General features: G+C 71.7%; 9 protein-coding genes. 5 read left to right on the top strand and 4 right to left on the bottom strand.

Annotated elements, in window-relative coordinates:
• Positions 1-114: 114 nt before the first annotated feature.
• On the bottom strand, positions 115-2,280 hold the full coding sequence (locus ACIPTO_RS10315; protein ID WP_401190673.1) for an ABC transporter family substrate-binding protein: 2,166 nt from the start codon (positions 2,278-2,280) through the stop codon (positions 115-117).
• 293 nt (positions 2,281-2,573) lie between these two features.
• Between ACIPTO_RS10315 and ACIPTO_RS10310 the strand changes: the two genes are divergently transcribed.
• The 4 genes from ACIPTO_RS10310 to ACIPTO_RS10295 are packed head-to-tail and all read left to right on the top strand — an operon-like array spanning position 2,574 to position 6,471.
• Positions 2,574-2,864: a hypothetical protein gene (locus ACIPTO_RS10310; protein ID WP_019058435.1), complete on the top strand. Its 291-nt coding sequence runs from the start codon at positions 2,574-2,576 to the stop codon at positions 2,862-2,864.
• Positions 2,865-2,882: 18 nt separating this feature from the next.
• On the top strand, positions 2,883-3,704 hold the full coding sequence (locus tag ACIPTO_RS10305; RefSeq protein WP_366323652.1) for a hypothetical protein: 822 nt from the start codon (positions 2,883-2,885) through the stop codon (positions 3,702-3,704).
• Positions 3,705-3,721: 17 nt separating this feature from the next.
• Positions 3,722-5,698: a fumarate reductase/succinate dehydrogenase flavoprotein subunit gene (locus ACIPTO_RS10300; RefSeq protein WP_401190670.1), complete on the top strand. Its 1,977-nt coding sequence runs from the start codon at positions 3,722-3,724 to the stop codon at positions 5,696-5,698.
• Complete coding sequence (locus ACIPTO_RS10295) at positions 5,695-6,471, top strand: succinate dehydrogenase/fumarate reductase iron-sulfur subunit (protein WP_401190668.1); 777 nt, start codon at positions 5,695-5,697, stop codon at positions 6,469-6,471. Before ACIPTO_RS10300 ends, ACIPTO_RS10295 begins: the two co-directional genes overlap by 4 nt.
• 18 nt (positions 6,472-6,489) lie before the next feature.
• Here the strand turns inward: ACIPTO_RS10295 and ACIPTO_RS10290 are convergent, their stop codons facing one another.
• Both ACIPTO_RS10290 and ACIPTO_RS10285 read right to left on the bottom strand, forming a co-directional pair.
• On the bottom strand, positions 6,490-6,777 hold the full coding sequence (locus tag ACIPTO_RS10290; RefSeq protein ID WP_401190666.1) for a hypothetical protein: 288 nt from the start codon (positions 6,775-6,777) through the stop codon (positions 6,490-6,492).
• Positions 6,778-6,859: 82 nt separating this feature from the next.
• Positions 6,860-8,023: a hypothetical protein gene (locus ACIPTO_RS10285; protein ID WP_401190664.1), complete on the bottom strand. Its 1,164-nt coding sequence runs from the start codon at positions 8,021-8,023 to the stop codon at positions 6,860-6,862.
• A gap of 238 nt (positions 8,024-8,261) precedes the next feature.
• On the opposite strand from ACIPTO_RS10285, the gene ACIPTO_RS10280 reads away from it, so the two are divergent.
• A complete protein-coding gene (locus tag ACIPTO_RS10280; RefSeq protein WP_401190869.1) occupies positions 8,262-9,758 on the top strand; it encodes a hypothetical protein in 1,497 nt (498 codons plus the stop codon).
• 19 nt (positions 9,759-9,777) lie between these two features.
• On the opposite strand, the gene ACIPTO_RS10275 is transcribed toward ACIPTO_RS10280, so the two are convergent.
• The gene (locus ACIPTO_RS10275; RefSeq protein ID WP_401190662.1) at positions 9,778-12,450 is read right to left on the bottom strand and encodes a SpoIIE family protein phosphatase; all 2,673 of its coding nucleotides are present in this window, start codon (positions 12,448-12,450) and stop codon (positions 9,778-9,780) included.
• Positions 12,451-12,674 lie beyond the last annotated feature (224 nt).

Genomic DNA, 12,674 nt, shown 5'->3' with positions numbered 1-12,674 from the left:
GTCGGGACGGCCCCTGGCCAGCGCAGAACCCGTCACCGCTCTTCTCCGTCACGACGGCCGCCGCCCCGCAGTGACCTGCGGGGCGGCGGCCGTGGGTGTCCGGTGTGCGGGAGGTCAGTCCTTGGTGGGGCTCGCGGACGGGACCGCGCCCTTCTTCAGGAAGCCCATGTCCTCGTAGAGCGGGGTCTGGAAGCCGAAGGAGCCGGCGTTGGCCAGGGTCCTGCGGGCGGCGGTGAGCTGGGGGCGCTGGTAGAGGGGGATGGAGCCGGCCGCCGCCCAGATGCGGGCGTCGGCCTTGCGGACCAGGGCGGCGGACTCGTCCTCGTCGAGGGTGGAGGCGGCCTGGTCGAAGAGCTGGTCGACCTGGTCGGTGCCGACCCGCGTGTAGTTCTGCTCGACGTTCAGCGAGCCGTCCGCGGCCGGGACCGGCTTGGCGAAGATCGGACGCGCGTCGGTGGCGGGGAAGGCGGACGCGGGCCAGGAGTAGAGGGCGAGGTCGTACTGGCCGGACGCGATGTGGTCCTTGAAGTAGCTGTCGTCGGAGACCTTGGTGATCTCGGTGCGGATGCCGACCTTCTCCAGCATGCGGGAGATGCTGTCGGCGACCGCGCCCAGCGACTCGGAGCCGGTGCCGGAGGGGAGCACGAAGCGGAGGGCGAGCGGCTTGCCGTCCTTGGCGAGCAGGCCGGTCTTCGCGTCGGCGGGGGCGGCCGTGCCCTTGGGGGCGTACGCGCCGGGGGCGCCGCCCTGCTTCACCTTGCGGCCGTCGTACTGCTTGCCGTCGGCGAGGTGCTTGGAGCCCTGGTCGCCGTGGCCGTGTTTGTCGGTGTGGTCCTGGGAGTCCTTGTTGTCCTCGCCGACGATGTACTGGCCGTCGGAGCCGCCCTCGGACTCGGTGTCGTCACCGGACTTCCTGCTCTTCTTGCCTTCGGAACCGGCGGCCTTCTCGCCCTTGTCCTTGACCGGTCCGCCGGGCACCCATCCGGCGTCGGCGAGCAGCGCCGCCGCCTCCGTGGTGTCCTGGCCGCCGAGCGCGCCGCTGTTGTCCGCGTAGGCGGCCTGCCCGGAGAGCGCGAGGTGGCTGCCGACCGGCACGGCGGGCAGGCCGAGCGGCTTGAGGACGACCTTCGCCAGTTCCGTGCGGTCGAGCGCGCGGGCGACGGCGCGCCGGACGCGCTCGTCGGCGAGGGGTCCCTCGGAGCCGTTGAGGGCGAGCTGGGTGTACGCGGGCTGCAGCGAGCGGCGGACGGTGAAGGCGCGCAGCGCGTCCTGCTGGCGCAGGTAGGCGGCGAGCGCCTTGCGCTCCTTCTTGCTGAGCTTCTTCTTCTGCCGGCTCTCGTTCTTGTTCTCGTCCTTGCCCGTGGGGCTCGCGCCCTGCAGCGGGGTGCTCGTCCCCTTCGCCCGGCCCGCGAGGGCGATCCGGCTCGCGTCGGCGGGGTCGATCTCGGCCAGGTCGACGCTGCCGTCGGCGAGCGCGGCGGCCCGCTTGTCCAGCGGGACGGCGGCCAGCACGAGCTGGGAGAGCTTCGCGGGCCGGCCCCACCAGTGCGGGTTGCGGCCGAGGACGACCTCCTTGTCCTTGCGGTCGACCTTCTGCACGGAGAACGCCCCGGCGGTCACCTTCAGCTTGCGGCGCGCGCCGTCGTTGAAGGCGTCCGGGGTGCCCATGACGTCCTTGGGGTACAGCGGCGAGAACAGCGCCTTCCAGTCGGCGTACGGCCTGCTGAAGGTGACCTTGACCTCAAGGTTGTTGGCGCCGCGCTCGATCTTCTCGATGCGGTCGTAACCGGCGTTGCGGGCCGTCCAGTACGCGGAGTCCTTGCCGGACAGCGCGCGCCACTGGGCGGCGAAGTCGGCGGCGCCGATCTCGCGGCCGTCGCTCCACACGGCCTGCTGGTCGAGCTTGTAGAGGACGACCTGCTTGGGCTCGGTGTCGACGACCTTCGCGGACTCCAGGTAGTCGGCGTCGCGCTGCGGGCGACCCTGCGCGTCGAGCCGGAACATCGCGGGCAGCACGGCCTGCGCGACGCGGGTGGTGGTGTCGTCGGCGTCCGACTGGAACGCGTTGAGGGTCTCCGGTACGTCGTCCACGGCCCAGCGCAGGGTGCCGCCGTCGGCGACCAGGTCACGCCCGGCGGGGGCGATGTCCTGGGCGGCGAGCGGCTTGCCCGACTCGTCGTCGGAGCCGCAGGACGCGAGGGTGGGCACCGCGAGCGCGCCCGCGGTGAGGAAGACGACCGAGCGCATGACCGCGCGCAGTCTGACGCCGTCGTGGGACATCACTGCTACCTCCGGTGGACCGCGGGACTTCTGATCACTTTTCGTCGTATATGGAGCTGATCAGATCTATGCCGTCACTGAAGAGGAAAGGGTCCGGCGTTCGGGGGCGACACGGCGAGGGGCACCGGGAAGCCCACCCGTGCGGCGCAATGGTCGAATCTGCCCCCGTACACACCAACGCACCCCGGCCAATCCGTGCACACCGCTTCCCACCGGCCCGTGTGACGCGCAACACTCGCAGGCGCATGAACGTTGCCGTCCAGGGCCGACGCCCGCGGAAGTGAGGTCACGTCATGTCCGTGCACGACGAACTGACGTCAGTCCAGCGCTGTCTCGACGACCTGTTCAGGTCGGTGGGACGGCTGGAGAACCAATTCGGCAGCGGCGGCCTGGAGATGCGCAGGGTCAAGGCCGACGCCGACCGTCTGCGCGAGAGCGTCGCGCTGCTGCGTGACGCCGCACCAGGGATCGAACGCCCCCGGCGCCCCGATCTCGTCTCCATCCCCGACACCCCCTACGACAACACCCTGTGGACGGACTCGGACGACGAGGGACTCGGCGCCCACGACCGCCACGCACCCTGAACCGACCGGAGTCCTGACTTGGCCACTGGTACGGAACCCCAACCGAAGAGCGGCGGCGTACACACCGGTACGCGCGCCGCGATCGACGCCCCGCATCTGCGGACCGACCGCTGGTGGCTGGCCCCGGCCGTCACCGCCGCCGGACTGCTTGCCTTCGTCGTCTACTCGACATGGCGGGCCTTCGCGGACTCGAACTACTACGCGGCGCCCTATGTCTCGCCGTTCTACTCGCCCTGTCTGGCCGACCGGTGCCGGACCATGCACGCGGGCCCGAACGCGGATCTCTTCGGGAGCTGGTGGGGCATCTCCCCCGCCATCATCATCCTGATCTTCCCGCTCGGCTTCCGGCTGACCTGCTACTACTACCGCAAGGCCTACTACCGCGGCTTCTGGGCCTCGCCCCCGGCCTGCGCGGTGGCCGAGCCGCACAAGAAGTACAGCGGTGAGACCCGCTTCCCCCTGATCCTGCAGAACGTCCACCGGTACTTCTTCTACGCGGCGATCCTGGTGGCGGGCACGCTGACCTACGACACCGTGCTGACCTTCCGCGACGAGCACTACCACTGGGGCCACATGGGCCTCGGCACCCTCGTCTTCCTGGTCAACATCGTGCTGATCTGGGCGTACACCCTCTCCTGCCACTCCTGCCGGCACATCGTCGGCGGCAAGCTCAAGCACTTCTCCAGACATCCCGTGCGCTACGAGGCATGGAAGTTCGTCGGGAAGCTGAACAACCGTCACATGCAGCTCGCCTGGGCGTCGTTGATCAGCGTGGCGCTCGCGGACTTCTACGTGTACCTGATCGCCTCCGGCGCTTTCGACGATCCGCGCTTCTTTTGAATGGGAGGGGCCTTCTGATGTCCGTGGTCGAGCGACAGGAGTGGGACGTCGTCGTGGTCGGTGCCGGTGGCGCCGGTCTGCGGGCCGCCATCGAGGCGCGCGAGCGCGGTGCCCGTACGGCGGTGATCTGCAAGTCGCTGTTCGGCAAGGCCCACACGGTGATGGCCGAGGGCGGCATCGCGGCGGCGATGGCCAACGTCAACGAGCACGACAACTGGGAGGTCCACTTCCGCGACACCCTGCGCGGCGGCAAGTTCCTCAACCAGTGGCGCATGTCGGAGCTGCACGCGAAGGAAGCCCCGGACCGGGTCTGGGAGTTGGAGACTTGGGGCGCCCTCTTCGACCGTACGAAGGACGGCCGGATCTCGCAGCGCAACTTCGGCGGCCACGAGTACCCGCGCCTCGCGCACGTCGGCGACCGCACGGGACTCGAACTGATCCGCACGCTCCAGCAGAAGATCGTGTCGCTCCAGCAGGAGGACAAGAAGGAGACCGGCGACTACGAATCGCGCCTGAAGGTCTATCAGGAGTGCACGGTCACACGGGTGCTGAAAGACGGCAGCCGGGTCTCCGGGGTCTTCGCCTACGAACGTGAGACCGGCCGCTTCCTGGTCCTCGAAGCCCCGTCCGTGGTGATCGCGACCGGCGGGATCGGCAAGTCCTTCAAGGTGACGTCGAACTCGTGGGAGTACACGGGCGACGGCCACGCGCTGGCGCTGCTCGCGGGCGCCCCTCTCCTCAACATGGAGTTCGTGCAGTTCCACCCGACCGGCATGGTCTGGCCTCCGTCGGTGAAGGGCATTCTCGTCACGGAGTCCGTCCGCGGCGACGGCGGGGTGCTGCGCAACTCCGAGGGCAAGCGGTTCATGTTCGACTACATCCCCGACGTCTTCAAGGAGAAGTACGCCGAGTCGGAGGAGGAGGGCGACCGCTGGTACGAGGACCCGGACAGCAACCGGCGTCCCCCCGAACTGCTCCCCCGCGACGAGGTCGCCCGCGCCATCAACTCCGAGGTGAAGGCGGGCCGCGGCTCACCCCACGGCGGGGTCTTCCTGGACGTGTCGACACGGATGCCCGCCGAGGTCATCCGGCGCCGGCTCCCGTCCATGTACCACCAGTTCAAGGAACTCGCCGACGTCGACATCACCGCCGAGGCGATGGAGGTCGGCCCCACCTGTCACTACGTGATGGGCGGAGTCGCGGTCGACTCGGACACGGCGGCGGCGCGCGGGGTACCGGGGCTGTTCGCGGCCGGCGAGGTGGCCGGCGGCATGCACGGCTCCAACCGGCTGGGCGGCAACTCCCTCTCCGACCTGCTGGTGTTCGGCCGCCGTGCGGGCTGGCACGCGGCGGACCACGCGGCCGACCTCGCGGACGGCAGGCCCGTGGTCGACGACACCGAGGTGGACCTCGCGGCGGCGGAGGCGCTGCGCCCCTTCTCCGCCGAGGGCCCCGAACCGGGCCAGGACAGTGCTCATCTGGGGGACAACCCCCAGCCCCCCGGTGGGCGTCCGCCGGAGAACCCGTACACCCTCCACCAGGAACTCCAGCAGACCATGAACGACCTCGTCGGGATCATCCGCCGCGAGGGCGAGATGGAACAGGCGCTGGAGCGGCTGTCGGAGCTGCGGGTACGGGCCCGCCGGGCCGGCGTGGAGGGCCACCGGCAGTTCAACCCGGGCTGGCATCTCGCCCTGGACCTGCGGAACATGCTGCTGGTCAGCGAGTGCGTGGCGCGGGCCGCGCTGGAGCGCACCGAGTCGCGCGGCGGGCACACCCGCGAGGACCACCCCGGTATGAACCGGGACTGGCGCCGCGTCAACCTGATCTGCCGGCTGATCGACCCCGAGGGCGGGCAGGCGGCCGGTGACCCCGTCTCCGACCGGATCAGCCTGACCCGTGAGACGACCGACCCCATCCGCGCCGACCTGCTCGCCCTCTTCGAGAAGGAAGAGCTGGTCAAGTACCTCGCCGAAGAGGAGCTCTACGAGTGAGCAGCTACGAGGCCCGCTTCAAGGTGTGGCGGGGGGACGTCGAGGGCGGCGACCTGGAGGACTTCAAGGTCGAGGTCAACGACGGCGAGGTGATCCTCGACATCATCCACCGCATCCAGGCCACCCAGGCCTCCGATCTCGCCGTGCGCTGGAACTGCAAGGCGGGCAAGTGCGGTTCGTGCTCGGCGGAGATCAACGGCCGCCCCCGGCTGATGTGCATGACCCGCATGTCGGTGTTCACCCGCGAGGAGACGATCACCGTCACCCCGCTGCGCGCCTTCCCCGTCGTCCGGGACCTCGTCACGGACGTCGGCTTCAACTACCAGAAGGCCAGGGAGGTTCCGGCGTTCGTGCCGCCGGAGGGGGTCGCGGCCGGCGAGTACCGGATGATGCAGGAGGACGTCGACCGCTCGCAGGAGTTCCGCAAGTGCATCGAGTGCTTCCTGTGCCAGGACACCTGCCATGTCGTGCGCGACCACGAGGAGAACAAGACGGCGTTCGCCGGTCCCCGGTTCCTCATGCGGGTCGCGGAGTTGGACATGCACCCGCTGGACGCGGCGGCGGAGAGCGGCCTCGACCGCAAGAGGACCGCCCAGGACGAACACGGCCTCGGCTACTGCAACATCACCAAGTGCTGCAGCGAGGTCTGCCCCGAGGGCATCCACATCACGGACAACGCGCTGATCCCCTTGAAGGAGAGGGCGGTCGACCGCAAGTACGACCCGCTGGTGTGGCTGGGGTCGAAGATCAGGAGGCGCTCCTCGGACGGGTGAGCGGCCTGCGGGTGGTGGTCACCGGGGCGCGGGGCGCTGGGCGCGCGTCTGGAGAAGGAAGCCGAGGAGGATGAGGACGAGGGCCACCGCCCCACCCGCACCGTCCAGCGCCCGGGAGTCCGCCCACCAGTGCAGGGACAGTCCCGTGCCCATGCCCAGCGCCGTGACCAGCGTGCCGTAGCCCCACAACTGGACCCGCACCACGCGGTGTCGCGTGGTCGGCGGGGTCCATCCGGTCGTCACCGCGGCGAGTCCGATCGCCGCCACCATCAGCCAGATCGCCGCGGCCAGCCCCGTCAGCACCATCACCCACCCCTTTCGGCCCTGCCCGATCATCGCACCCACGGCTGCGAACAGGGCTGTGTTTTCACGGCACTTGGGCGCGGATTCAGTGCACCCAGCCGTCCCTGTACGCCGTCCAGTCCGCCTCCGTCGCCGCGAAGTCGACGTACAGGGCGACGCCGAAGTTCTTCCGGTGCGCGTCCGTGCGGGACAGGCCGAGGCGGACGCCGCGTACGGCGGCGGGGACGGTCTCGGCGGCGCCCCGGTGGCCGAAGCGGTTCTCGTGGAAGAAGGGCAGGCCCATCAGCAGGTCGGTGGAGGCGGGGGTGACCTCCAGGGCGAGCGAGGTCTGCTGGGCGACGTAGCCGCCGTAGAGGTTCTGCAGGGGCTGCATCGTGTCGTACGACATCACGGCGATCTGGTCGACCCGGCGGGCGACCTGGCCGAAGTACGCCTGCGACCACCACTTGGGGTGGCCGGTGACGGTGCCCCAGAAGGCGTGGAACGCGGGGAGCGGGTCGATCTGGTGGGCGGCGACGGAGAGTTGGGCGCCGTGGGCCCGGGTGACCGCGTGGAGCCGGTCGAGGAGGTCGAGGTAGTCCGCGTCGCCGGAGTGGAGGGGTTCCAGGTCGAAGTGGGCGCCCTCGAAGCCGGCGGCGAGGATCTGCCGGGTCGAGGCGACGATCGCGGTACGGGTGTCCGGGTTCCGCAGGCGCAGGCCGTCCGGGCTCTCGGTGGCGAGCTTGTCCCCCAGCCAGGCCTGTACGCGGACGCCCGGGAGTTCCCTGTGCACGGACTCGATCAGCCGGGCCGCCTCGGGGTAGTCCGACTCGGGGAGGGTGCCGTCGTGCTCCAGGGGTCCTGAATGGACGTACAGGTCACGGATGCCGGTGTCCTTCAGCCGGCCGGCCAGCGCGGTGACGTCGGCGTCGGTCTTACGGCCGTCCACCCAGGCGTGCCCCAGCCAGATCGCGTCCTTGCTCCGGGTGTACGTCCCGTCGGAGAGGTCACCGGTGTAGTTGAGCCGGAGGGCGCCCTCGGCGCCGAGGAGAGGCACCACCAGGACGACCACCAAGGCGACCGCGCCCCGCCGGACCCACCGCACCCACCCGCCCCGCCCGCCCGTGCCGGGCTCGGCGTCGGGTGCGGGAGGCGGCTGCGGGGGCACGGCGCCGTCGGCGGCCCCGGACGGCGGGGAGGCAGCCGGCATGTCCCCCTCGCCCGCGCCCGGTCCCGCCTCCGTACCCGGATCCTCCGCACGCCGCCCCATCCCGCGTCACCCCTCCCCGTAGCCGTCCGTCCCGCACCTCGTTCACCACCCCACTCCCCCACGTCCCACCCGGGGCCCACCCCGGTCGCGCGCCCGCATTCCTGCTCATACGCTCCGAAATGTGACGTCATCCTTGATACGGGGCCGGCCGCGGCGCGGGACCTCCCACATATCCGTGCGGGTGGTGCATGCCGTGCTGGGCGGGGCGGCCGGGGTCGTGTGGCTGGTGTTGCCGGTGATGACGATCAAGGCGGAGGTTCCGGTTGCGGCCGTCCGGGGCGAGCCCGTCGCGACCGCCGCCGCGCAGGACCCCGAGGACCACTCCCGGTACCGCTCCGCCGGAAGCACCTCGCCCTCCGACCTCGTCCTCCCCCTCGTCGCCGCGGGCGGGGTCGTCGTGCTCGCGGGGTACGGGTACCTGCGCCGTACCCGTAGGGCCCGTACCCGTACGACCCCCGGCGTGGTGTCACCTCAGCCGCCCGTGACCCCGCTCCCCGTGCTGGAGCGGCAGGCCGGTACCGCCCTCGTCCAGGCCGACGACTGTCTGCGCACCAGCCGGGAGGAACTCGCCTTCGCCGAGGACCGGTTCGGGGTGGATGCCGTCGAGCCGTTCGCGGGCGCTCTGCGGGAGGCGGAGCGGGAGCTGTCCGCCGCGTTCGCGATACGGCTGCGGTACGAGCGCGGTGTCCCGGCACCGGAGGAGGAGGCCGCCCGGCGGCAGGCCCTCGCCGGGATCGTCGGGCGGTGCGCGGAGGCCGGACGGCGGCTGGACGCGGAGGCACCGGGGTTCGATCAACTGCGGTCGCTGGAACGGGACATGGGTGACGCGCTCGGGGTCGCGGAGGGACGGTTCCGGGAACTCGCCGGCCGTACCGGGGCCGTGGAGGCCACCCTCGCCGAGCTGCACGCGCGCCATCCGGGGCCCGGCGCCCCGGCCACCACCGTCACGGGCTACGTCGAACAGGCCAAGGACCGGCTCGTGTTCGCCACCACGCACCTCAACCAGGCCCGCCAGGCGGCCGACTCGGGAGACACCGGCAGGGCGATCCGCGATCTGCGCGCCGCCGAGGGAGCCATCGGCCAGGCGGGCACCTTCCTCACCGGCGTCGAGCGGCTCGCCGACTTCCTCGCCCGCGCGGGGCAGTTGGTGCCGGCCGCCCTCACCGGCGCGGAGGCCGAGCTGGCACGGGCGCGGACGGCAGCCCCCTCCGACCTCGCCTCCGCCCACGCGACGCTCGCCGCCGTCCGCGAGGAACTCACCGGCGCCACCAGCGGCTCCTCCTCCGGCCCGTACACCGCGTACGACCCCGTCGGCGCCCTCCGCCGTATCGTGCGGGCCCTGCTGCCCCTGGGTGCGGGCCGGGACGGCGTCCTCGGTTTCGCCGCACGGCTCGTGGCCCGGGGCGACATCGGCGCGGCCGACGGCTTCGTGGCCACGCACCGGGGTGCCGTGGGCGTCGGCGCCCGCACCCGTCTGGCCGAGGCGCGACGGCTGCTCGACACCGGCACCGACCCCGCGGCGGCCGACGTACTCGCCCTGGAGGCACGGGAGTCGGCGGAGCAGGACGTCCGGACGCACGGGAACCCGTACGCCGGTGCCGCCGACGGGCCCACGAGCGGGGTCGGCGGCGCCGTCCTCGGCGGGATCCTCCTGGGCGAGGACCCGGACGGCGGGCCGCCGCTCGGCTTCGGCGGTCCGGACACCCGGGGACGGCGGGGCCTGCCACCGGCGTAGGACCGCGCGGCCGGGGCGGTCAGAACAGGCTGAGCAGTGCCTCCGCCGGGTCCACCATGCCGTTCTCCCCGTCCGGCAAAGGCAGTTCGAACCACACCGTCTTGCCGCGCGGTGTCCGGCGCGAGCCCCAGGCCGCCGAGAGGAGGCCGACCAGTTGCAGGCCCCGGCCGCCCTCGTCCGTGTCGCGGGCGCGGCGGCGGCGCGGCTGGACGAGGCCCGCGTCCCAGACCTCGCAGACCAGGGTGCGGTCCAGCAGGAGACGGAGCCTGATCTCGCCCTCGCCGTACCGCAGCGCGTTCGTGACCAGTTCGCTGACGAGCAACTCGGCGGTGTCGACGAGGGCTTCGAGGTCCCAGGACTGGAGGCGGGCGCGGGCGTACTCGCGGGCGCGGCCCACGCTGCGTGGTTCGCGCGGGAGGGTCCAGTCGCCGACGGAGTCCTCGGGCAGGCCCTGGACACGGGCCATGAGGAGCGCGATGTCGTCCTCGCCGTGGTGGGTGTCGAGGGTGCTGAGGACGTGGTCGCAGACGTCCTCCAGGTCACGGTGGGTGTCGGCGTTCAGGGCCGTCCTGGAGTGCGGCCGGCCGTCGGCGGACGGGTCGCGGGTCGCGGGGTCCGTCAGCGCGCCCACGAAGGCCTGGAGGCCCTCGTCCAGGGGGTGGTCGCGGGATTCGACCAGTCCATCCGTGTAGAGCGCCAGCAGCGCGCCCTCGGGGAGTTCGACCTCCACCTCCTCGAAGGGCTCGCCGCCGACCCCCAGGGGCATCCCGGGCGGGACGTCGAGCATCAGCGCCGCCTCGCCCGGTTCGACCAGGACCGGCGGGAGATGGCCGGCGTTGGCGAAGGTGCAGCGCCTGGTCACCGAGTCGTAGACGGCGTAGACACAGGTCGCGAGGTACACCTCGGAGAGGTCGGCCTCGCGGGGGCGGCGGGCGGCCCGGGTGGCCTGCTGGACCCCGCCGGGGGTGCCGAGGCCGCGGGCGATCTCGTCCAACGCGGAGAGCACTTCGGCCGGTTCGAGGTCGAGGAGGGCCAGCGTGCGGACGGCGGTGCGGAGTTCACCCATGGCCACTGCCGCGCGCAGCCCGCGGCCCATCACGTCGCCGACCACCAACGCGGTGCGGTGGCCGGGGAGTTCGATGACGTCGAACCAGTCGCCGCCGACCTCCGTGGCCGCGTTCCCCGGCAGGTAGCGACACGCGATGTCGAGGCCGGAGGCCTCCGGGTCGCCGGGCGGGAGCAGGGACCGCTGCAGTATCAGCGCCCGTTCGTGCTCGCGCCGGTACAGCCGTGCGTTGTCGATGCAGACGGCGGCCCGCGCCGCCAGCTCCACCGCGAGATCCCGGTCCCGGTCCCCGAACGGCTCGCTCCCCTTCGTCCGGGCGAACTGCGCGAGTCCCACGACGGTGTCGTGGGCGACCATCGGCACGGCCAGCGTGGACTGGACGAGGCCGCCCTCCTCGGCGGGGACGTACTGCGGGCGGGCGGTGCGCAGGGCGTCCGCGCAGGGCGAGTTGAAGGGGTAGTGGTGGACCGCGCCCACGGAGACGGGGGCGCCGCCGCCGACGAAGGGGGCGTCGGAGACCGCGCTGGCGAAGGCCACCCGGCGCAGTTCGGCGCTGCCGTCGGCGCGGCCCGGCGGGGTCTCGTCGCCGAGCAGGAGGCCCTGGTAGAGGTCGACGGTCGCGAGGTCGCAGAAGCCGGGGACGACGACGTCGAGGAGTTCGCGGGCCGTGGTCTCCAGGTCGAGGGAGTTCCCGATGCGGGCGCCGGCCTCGTTCAGAAGGGCGAGATTGCGCCGCGCGGAGGCGGCCTCGCGGGCGGCGGCGCGGCGCTCGGTGACATCGGTGCCGAGCCAGGCGATGCCGATCGGCCGGCCGCTGCCGCTGTGCACGCGGTAGAGGTTGATGGACCAGTGGCGGCGCTCGTCGGAGCCCGGCACCAGACCGGTGACCTGCATGTCCGTGATGGAGTTGCCGGTCTCCAGGACGCGCCGCAGGGTCGCGGTGATGCGCTCGGCCTCGGGACTCTGCAGATAGTCGTGGACGCCCCGGCCGCGGTGGTCGTCGGGGGTGCCGCCGAAGGTGTTGGCGATCTGCTGGTTGGCCCGGCGGACCCGCAGGTCGGGGTCGATCAGCAGGAACCCGAACGGAGATTGACCGAATATCGACTGCGACGCGGCGAGATCGGTCTCTATGCGGCGCAGGATGCGGACGTCGACGACGATGCAGACGGCGGCCCGCTCGCCCTCCTCGGTCCGGGTCGGCATCACATAGACCTCGGCGAGGCCCTCCTTGCCGGGCTCGCCCTCGGCGCTGTCGGGCGCCTTGAAGGGCACCACGCCGGTCCACTCGCGGCCGTCCAGGATCTCGGCCATCTTCCGCTGGCCGTGCTCGTGCAGTTCGGGATCGACGAACGCCTCGATGGGATCCATGCCCACGGCGCGCTCCGTGGAGATGCCGAAGAGCTGCTCGGCCCGCAGGCTCCACTGGTCGACGAGCCCGTCGGGGCCGATGGAGAAGGACGCGACCTTGATGTAGTCGTAGATCGAGCCGGGTGGACTGCTCTGCCACATGGCGTCGCCGACGGACAAGGAGTCCCCGGCGGGCACGTCGAGGTAACCCGCGGCCTCAGCCCTCGCGCGGTCCGACGGGTCCTCGGACTCCGTGGCCTTCGCTGGTATCTCGCTCACGCGAACCGTCCCCTCCAGCTCACCGCGTCCGGCACCGGTCACCGGGGGCGGCTGCCCGCAGTATCCAGCACTACGGCGCCGCACAACACGGTGTTCACGATCACAGGACAATCCCGATGCATTTCGGACCTGCCTGCGACAACACTCCCAGTCTTCTAACCAGCGGACACGCAGTCGAACCACGCGGATCGACAACCGTCACAGGCCTGAACCGCTCGATGGAC

This window comes from Streptomyces sp. NPDC090083 (genome assembly GCF_044747445.1).
Classification (GTDB): domain Bacteria; phylum Actinomycetota; class Actinomycetes; order Streptomycetales; family Streptomycetaceae; genus Streptomyces.
The sequence above is the reverse complement of the archived record's forward strand: the minus strand, read 5'-3'. Positions and strand labels throughout refer to the sequence as shown.

Excerpts from the sequence above, each read along its gene's own strand:
- ACIPTO_RS10315 (WP_401190673.1), bottom strand. The coding sequence starts at position 2,280 with ATGTCCCACGACGGCGTCAGACTGCGCGCGGTCATGCGCTCGGTCGTC.
- ACIPTO_RS10300 (WP_401190670.1), top strand. The coding sequence starts at position 3,722 with ATGTCCGTGGTCGAGCGACAGGAGTGGGACGTCGTCGTGGTCGGTGCC.
- ACIPTO_RS10285 (WP_401190664.1), bottom strand. The coding sequence starts at position 8,023 with ATGGGGCGGCGTGCGGAGGATCCGGGTACGGAGGCGGGACCGGGCGCG.
- ACIPTO_RS10290 (WP_401190666.1), bottom strand. The coding sequence starts at position 6,777 with ATGGTGCTGACGGGGCTGGCCGCGGCGATCTGGCTGATGGTGGCGGCG.
- ACIPTO_RS10310 (WP_019058435.1), top strand. The coding sequence starts at position 2,574 with ATGTCCGTGCACGACGAACTGACGTCAGTCCAGCGCTGTCTCGACGAC.
- ACIPTO_RS10280 (WP_401190869.1), top strand. The coding sequence starts at position 8,262 with ATGACGATCAAGGCGGAGGTTCCGGTTGCGGCCGTCCGGGGCGAGCCC.